Here is a 6833-nt window from a genome sequence, read left to right on the forward strand (position 1 = left end):
GGGGCCGGCGCCATCCACCCGGCTACCGGTGGCCGTTTCCGCCGGCCCCGCCCGGAGGCACCCCGGAGGGCGAGGGCGGGTGCTCCGGCGCAGCGCGTTCCGGGCGTTCGGCGGAGGAAGGTATGTTCCTGGTACGAAGTGTCTGTCGCCGGGTGTCCACGCGCGCGCTTTAGAGTCACTTCGCCAAGGCTCTGACGTACACCAAGGGAATCGGGAATGATCACGCTTACCAAAGATGACGACCCGGCGGACCTGGCCGGTGTCACCCACCTCTCGATAGGGGTCTCGTGGGACCCCACGGTCGGGAGCAGCGGCGGACTCCTCGGCAAGCTGAAGCAGACGAAGGGCACCGACCTCGACCTCATCGCCATCGCGATGGCGGGCGACGACCCGGTGCGGCTCGCCGGCCTCGACTCGCTGGACCCGATGGGCAACGGCGCGCTGGTGCACAGCGGCGACAACCAGACGGGGAAGGGCGACGGGGACGATGAGACCGTGACCGTCGAGTTCTCCAAGGTGCCGGACCGGGTCACCGCCATCGTCTTCATCGCCGCCGCGTACAAGAAGGGCAGCAGCTTCCAGAAGGCGCGGAACATCAGCTTCAAGGTGTACGACGCGTCAGGCGGCAGCACGCAGCAGGTCGCCGACATCTGGCCGAGCCTGCTCTCCGCGGACAACGGCTGCGCCGTGGCCAAGGCGACCCGCAACGGGGCGAGCTGGACGCTGCAGGTGATCAACGAGACCGGGAAGATCAAGCAGGGCGACGAGCGCGCGCTCATGCGCTTCGCCGCCGGCAGGTAGCCGGGAGGAGCAGCCGTCCGCTCCCGGGCCCGCGCACCGGGACCGGCGGCCCGACGCCTGACGCGCGCCGGGCCGCCGGGTGTCTGCCGGCCGCCGGGGCCGGAGAACCTCCGGCCGCCGCGCGCCGGGGTCCGCCGGGCCCCGGCCCGTACGCCCGTACGCCCGTACCGCCCCGGCGTCAGGCGCAGCCGACCCGGCTGGTGCCCACGGCGACGTCGTCGTACCAGAGGGTGTCGGCGCCCTGCCCGTAGCTCTCCCAGCCGAGCCGCAGGTCGGCCGGCGCCGGCTGCCAGGCGCCGCTGTTCAGCCACTGCGCGTCCACGTCGTGGGTGGGGGTGCCGTCGACGATCAGCCCTTCGACGCTCTCGCCGTCGAGCCAGGTCTGCAGCAGCCCCGCCCGCTCCATCCGGAACTCCACGCAGGACCACCGGTCCACCGGCAGCGGCCGGCTCAGCGCGACGCCCGCCGGGCTCTGGGCGGGCAGGGTGGCGTCGTCCGACTCGCGGTTCCACTGCAGGGCCGCGTTCTGCCCGCCCATGCGCAGGTCCGTGTCGCGCGCGCCGGTGTCCCGCATGGCGAGGAAGGTGACGTGCTGGGTGGGCAGCGCGGTGGTGTGGCGGACCCAGAAGCGCACGTACAGGTCGCCGCCCGCCGGTACGTCGTCGAGCGCGGTGCCGGCGAAGGCGTGGTTGCAGTAGCCCTCGCCGCCGTTCACCCGAAGGGACGTGGTGCCGCCGTGGGCGACGGCGGTGTCCACCGTGACGGTGCCGGTGCCGGTGCAGTCGTCGGCCTGGAAGCTCCAGCGGCCGGAGGGCCGGGGGCCCGTCTGGGACTCGAAGTCCTCGCAGAAGCCGTCGGCCGCGCACGCGGCGGCCGGGGCCGGCGGCGGGGCGGCGGCCGGGGCGGCGGCGGTGGCCGCGGTGGCCGTGAACGCCGTGAGGAGCAGGGCGAGGGCCCCGCCGAGGGCGGTGCGCGGGCGGCGGGACCGGCGGGCGGGGGCGTGCGCGGGGGCGTGCACCATGGGTCCTCCCGAAGACGTGGGGGGTACGTGGAGTACGTACATGGGAGCGCTCCCACAGCGTAGCCGGAACCCCTCGGGGGAGCCAGACCGGGATGAGGGCGTCTGGAATGGGTAATAACATCCGGATTATCTGACCCGGCTGGGATGGGAGAGACGTGGACCAGCCCGCGGAGCGGCAACGCCTGCGGATGGGGCTGCTCGCCGCCGTGGACGAGAGCCGGCGCGACGTCGAGGTGCTGCTGATCGCACTCCAGCAGGCGGTGGCCGGGCTGCACGGCCTGGGCGGCATGGTGCACCTCCCCGGCGGCGGCATGAGCGGCATCCTCTACCTCGTCGCCGACAGCGGGCTGCCCGCGTCGGTGACCCGCCCCTGGCTGGTGATCCGGGCCCGGGACACCGCCCCGCCCAGCCGTGCCGCCCGGGAGGACACCGCCGTCTGGGAGCCCGCACTGGCCCCGCCGAAACCGGTGCCCGGCCGCGGCGACCCGGCGGCCCAGTGGCCCTCCGACCTGCCCGCCGGCATCGGCCACCTGGCCGTCCCCGTCCCCGGCCCCGGCGGCCGGCGCGGCGCGCTCTCCGTACTCCTCGCCCCCGGTACGCACGCCGGCCCCGGTGCGCACGCCGCCCCCGGTGCGCACGCCGCGGCCGGCGCCGGGAGCACCGTGCCGGAAGCCGTCGACCACGCCTTCCTGACCGACGTGGCCGCGTGGATGTCGGACCGGCTGCGGCCCGCCGGCCCCCTCAACCCGTCCCCCACCATGCTGCACGCCCTGGAGAACGCCCCCGGCGCCCGGGACGGACCCCGCCGGGGCGGCCGCGAGGTCCCGTCCACCACCTACACCTGGGACCTCCGCACCGGCGAGCTGACCACCGAGCGGCCCATCGACGAGGTGCTGGCCGGCGTCGACCCGGACGTGCTGAGCGGCGGCATCGAGGCGTGGGCCGCGCTCATCCACCCCGACGACCTGCCGCAGACGGTGACCGGCTTCGACCAGGGCGTCCGGCTGCGCGGCGGCTTCCAGAACGAGTACCGGGTGCGGCGCCGGGACGGCACGTACCGCTGGGTCGAGGCCCGCGCCCGTACCGTCACGGACGAGGCCGGCGAGCCGGTGCAGGTGATCGGCACCATCTGGGACAGCACCGACACGCACGCCGCCGCCGAGGCGGCCGGCTGGGCGCTGCGGCACATGAGCGACGGCTTCGTCTCCCTGGACACCAACTGGCGCATCGTGTTCCTCAACCGCGCCGCGGAACGGCTCTTCGGGTCCCTGGCGGACGTGCACGGCGTGCTCCTCTGGAACGTCCCCTCGGTACGGGCCCAGCCGGGGCTGGCGGAGCGCTGCCGGGCGGCGGCGGCCGAGGGCCGGGCCACCGGGTTCGACGTGCCGTGGCCGGACGGCCCGTACTGGTACCACCTGCGGCTCGTACCCGTACCGGAAGGGCTCGCCCTCTACATCACCGACATCACCGAGCGGCATCTGCGCGAGGCCGAACGGGCCGCCGCGGACCGGGCCGCGGCCGAGCGCGCGGCCCTGATGCAGCGCGTCACCCGCCGGCTGGCCGAGGCGGTCACGGCACAGGACGTGATGGCGGCGGTGGCCGACGGCGTGATGACCCCCCTGGGGGCCAGCGGGCTGACCGTGCTCGGCCTGGTCGGCGACCGGCTCATCGTCATGGGCTCCCGGGGGCACGGGGAGCGCTTCGCCCGGCTGCTGGAGCGGCAGGCGGCGGCGGCGGGCGACATCGCGACGCCGGAGCGGGACGCGCTGCGTACCCGCACCGCCGTCTACCTCTCCTCCCCCGAGGAGTTCCTGGAGCGCTACCCGGACACCCGGGAGGTGGTCCGCGAGAGCGGCAAGCAGGCGTGGGTGTTCCTGCCGCTGACGGTGTCCGGGCGGGGGATCGGCACGGCCGTCATCTCCTTCGACCGGCCGCGGGTCCTGGGCGAGGACGAGCGCACCCTCCTCACGGCGCTCAGCGGGCTGATCGCGCAGGCGCTGGAGCGGGCCGCGCTCTACGACGAGGCCACGACCCGGGCCCGCACCCTGCAGCGCAGCCTGCTGCCGCGCGCGCTCCCCGAGCTGTCGGCGGTGCAGACCGCGGCGCGCTACCAGGCGGCCCGGGAGGGGGCCGACGTCGGCGGCGACTGGTACGACGTGATCCCGCTCTCCGCGGCCCGCGTGGCGCTGGTGATCGGCGACGTCATGGGCCACGGCATGTCCGAGGCCGCCACCATGGGCGGGCTCCGCGCGGCCGTGCGCACCCTGTCGGACCTGGAGCTGCCGCCCGACGAGATCCTCGGCCACCTCAACGACATCGTGGGCGAGCTGGACATCGACTCCTTCGTCACCTGCCTGTACGGCGTCTACGACCCGGTGACCGGGCTCCTGTCGTACGCCAGCGCCGGGCACCCGCCCCCGGCCGCGGTCTGCTCCGACGGCACCGTCACCTTCCTGCCCCCGCCCCCCAACCCGCCGCTGGGGGTGGGCACTCCGCCGTTCGACACCCTGGAGACCGAACTCCCCGGCGACTGCCTGCTCGCCCTCTACACGGACGGCCTGGTCGAGAACATGGACCGGGACCTCGGCGCGGGCACCGACCGGCTCGCGGAACTGCTCTCCCGGTTCGCGCGCACCACCCCGGCCGACCGGGCCGGCTCCGCCGACCTGGACTCCCTCTGCGCCACCATCACCGCGTCCCTGCTGCCCGCGCACGGCGGCGCGCTCGCCGACGACGCCGCCCTGCTGCTCGCGCGTACGCACCCGCTGGAGTCGCGGAACATCGCCGAGTGGCCGCTGCCGGAGGAGCCGAGGGCGGCGGGCCAGGCCCGCAACCTGGTCCGCGCGCAGCTCACCGACTGGGACCTGGCCGACGAGGAGCTGATCACGACCACCGAGCTGCTGGTCAGCGAGCTGGTCGGGAACGTCATCCGGCACGCCACCGGCCCGGTCCGGCTCCGTATGCTGCGCACCCGCGCGCTGATCTGCGAGGTCTCCGACGGGAGCCCGACCACACCGCACATCCGCCACACCTCCGACACGGACGAAGGGGGGCGCGGGCTGCGGCTCGTCTCGGCGCTCTGCCGGCGCTGGGGGACGCGGCACACCCGCACGGGGAAGTCCATCTGGACGGAGCAGGAGCTGCCGCCGCCACGCTGAGCCGTGCCGTCACGCTGAGCTGTTAGAGAGCCGCCTGGGAGCCGCCGTGGGTGTCGGTACCCCGGGGTAGAGTCGGAGCCGGACGGACCGGACCGGCTGGGGAGGGGGCTGGGGGGCGTGCGGCGTCCGATGGGTGCGCTTGCCGGGCTCGCGGCCGGGCTGGCGCTGGCGCTTGTTCTGGGGCTGGGGCCGGGGCTGTTTCCCGGGCTCGGCGCCGCGCCGGCCGCCGCCGCGGACGGCGAGACGCAGGCCGCGTATCTCGCCGGGCAGCTGCGCGAGGACCCGGTGTACGTCTCCGACCAGGTGCCCCGCGAGGTCCCGCGCTCGGCGGCCGGGGAGTTCGCGCGGGTGGCCGAGCGGACCGGCGTGCCGACGTACGTGCTCGTGCTGCCGAACGCGCCCACGTTCGCCGAGCAGTTGCTCGCGGCCGTCCACGACCGGCTCGGCGAGGACGGGCTGTACGTGCTGGTCGACGCCGGCACGTCGTGGATCGACGCCACGTCGTACGGGGTGGACGTGCCGATACGGGACGCCCAGTCGGTGACCACGTTCGAGCTGCCCTACGACGCGTGGCCGATCGAGTCCTTCGAGCACTTCGCCGAGGCGCTGACCGATGACGACGTCGCACAGCGGGCGCGGGCCGCGCGCGAGAAGTACGGCAGCGGGCCCGACGGGCAGTCGCCGACGGCCAGGCCCGAGCCGCTGCACCGCACCCCGTCCGCGGAGGAACCGGAGAGCACCGACGAGGTGTCGGTCACCGACCGGAAGAACCAGAACTTCCTCACCGGGATCTCGCTGGCCGGGCTGCCGCTGCTCATCCTCCTCGTCGGCGCGTACGTACGGCGGCTGCGGCGGCTTCCGTACGGCGGCGGGCGGGGGCGGTCCTGATGGGGGCGTGGCTGCGCAGGCGGCCGGAGATCCTCGCCGCCGTCCTGGTCGCGGTGGCGATCGCCGTCTTCGCCGGCCAGCGGTTCGGGGGCGGCTCCGCGACGTCGGCCGACGACGCCCCCACGCCCGGACCGTCCGCGGCGCACACGCCGACGAAGGCGGACCTGCGGCTGCGGGTGGAGCGAGTGGGCGCGGCGCTCGCCGATCAACCCCTCTACGACGATCCGGAGAGCGAGCGGACGCTGGACGGCGCGGAGCGCCGCGAGCTGCTCGACCGCATCCGGGAGTTCGACCACGGGGTCTACGTCGCGATCGTGCCGACGCCGCGGGAGGACGAGTCCGGCGGCGACGCCCAGGAACTGATACGGCGGCTGCAGCAGCAGGTCGGCCAGGACGGCGTCTACGTCGTCGCCGATCCGTACGTGGGCGGCATCGACGTCGCCAACTACGGCACGCTGCTCGACAGCGACTACCTCGAATTCGAGCTGCCCCGCCGGGTGCTGCGCCCCGACCCGGACGCCGGGGCCGACGACGTGCGGCTCCCCGAGCGGCTCGGCGAGCTGCTGACCCTGCTGGAGGAGGCGCCGCGGAACAGCACACCGGGCGAGCCGCCGTACCGGGCGCGGCCGGCGGACGAGAAGGAGTACGAGCCGGAGCCGCTGCCGTCGGTGTTCGGGGCGGACTTCGGGCCCGGCCTGGCCATCGGGGCGTTCCTGGCGCTGGCGCTGTTCGGCCTGGTGGTCGCGGCGTGCACCCCGCTGCGGACGCGGCGGCGGCGCCGCGACGCGATGTGGGTGCCGCTGCCGGCCCAGCGCCCGGCCCGGGCGCCGGGGGCGACGCAGGTGGCTGCGCCGGGGGCGCGCGACTTCCGCGCGCCGCGGCGGAAGGCGCTGCACCGGGCGGCGGAGGAGGCGCTGCGGTCGCTGGCGCAGCGGTACACGGCGGTGACGGAGGCCCCGGGCGGC

The 6833-nt window shown here is 75.4% G+C and carries 4 protein-coding genes and 1 pseudogene; 4 read left to right on the forward strand and 1 reads right to left on the reverse strand.

Annotation, left to right across the window (positions count from 1 at the left end):
* Nucleotides 1–216: 216 nt before the first annotated feature.
* Nucleotides 217–801, forward strand: a complete 585-nt coding sequence (locus ABD317_RS11555; RefSeq protein WP_344289691.1) for a TerD family protein — start codon at nucleotides 217–219, stop codon at nucleotides 799–801.
* Nucleotides 802–979: 178 nt separating this feature from the next.
* On the opposite strand, the gene ABD317_RS11560 is transcribed toward ABD317_RS11555, so the two are convergent.
* Nucleotides 980–1822 carry a hydrolase gene (locus tag ABD317_RS11560; protein WP_344289692.1) on the reverse strand — a complete coding sequence of 281 codons (843 nt, stop codon included), beginning with the start codon at nucleotides 1820–1822 and terminating at the stop codon, nucleotides 980–982.
* Between the two features lie 155 nt (nucleotides 1823–1977).
* Here ABD317_RS11560 and ABD317_RS11565 point away from each other — a divergent pair, with 155 nt between their 5' ends.
* The 3 genes and pseudogenes from ABD317_RS11565 to ABD317_RS11575 all read left to right on the forward strand — a co-directional run.
* Nucleotides 1978–4980, forward strand: coding sequence for a SpoIIE family protein phosphatase (locus ABD317_RS11565; RefSeq protein WP_344289693.1), 3003 nt, complete (start codon nucleotides 1978–1980; stop codon nucleotides 4978–4980).
* A gap of 129 nt (nucleotides 4981–5109) precedes the next feature.
* A complete protein-coding gene (locus tag ABD317_RS11570; protein WP_344289694.1) occupies nucleotides 5110–5868 on the forward strand; it encodes a hypothetical protein in 759 nt (252 codons plus the stop codon).
* Nucleotides 5868–6833 (forward strand): annotated as a pseudogene (locus tag ABD317_RS11575) (hypothetical protein); the annotation flags it as partial. The gene ABD317_RS11570 and the pseudogene ABD317_RS11575, both read left to right, overlap by 1 nt.

It is taken from the genome of Streptomyces synnematoformans (assembly GCF_039531005.1).
GTDB lineage: Bacteria > Actinomycetota > Actinomycetes > Streptomycetales > Streptomycetaceae > Streptomyces > Streptomyces synnematoformans.